The sequence below is a fragment of the Desertibacillus haloalkaliphilus genome (assembly GCF_019039105.1).
In the GTDB taxonomy this organism is placed as follows: domain Bacteria; phylum Bacillota; class Bacilli; order Bacillales; family KJ1-10-99; genus Desertibacillus; species Desertibacillus haloalkaliphilus.
This window is the reverse complement of sequence record NZ_JAHPIV010000466.1, coordinates 1-352: the sequence shown is the minus strand read 5'-3', so window position 1 is coordinate 352 and position 352 is coordinate 1. Positions and strand designations below refer to the sequence as shown.

The 352-nt window shown below is 38.1% G+C and carries 1 pseudogene; it reads right to left on the bottom strand.

The features are described from left to right. Positions 1–352 (bottom strand): annotated as a pseudogene (locus KH400_RS22835) (phosphoglycerate dehydrogenase); the annotation flags it as partial.

Genomic DNA, 352 nt, shown 5'->3' with positions numbered 1-352 from the left:
ATGTTGGATGTAGATTAAATGACCACTTGGAGTAAAGTCAACATTGAACCCATTAATATTAACAATTCGTGGGCCGTATTCTTTTATATACGTCCCTTTTAATTCAAATATCCGGTCTTCTCCACGGACAACCGCGTGGATGATGTTTGAGTAACCGTACGTATGATTGATTTGCTTTTCACCAAAGCTAATGCCTCGTTCATTTGCAATTAAACTCGCATTTACATCATTTACTGCTGCATCAACACGTGGTTGCAAAAAGCCTACGATAAGACTACGGGTTGTAATAGATGTTTCTAAACCTGTTACAGTTCCTCCATAATTTACATCAATTTCTTGTACAGGTGTACGC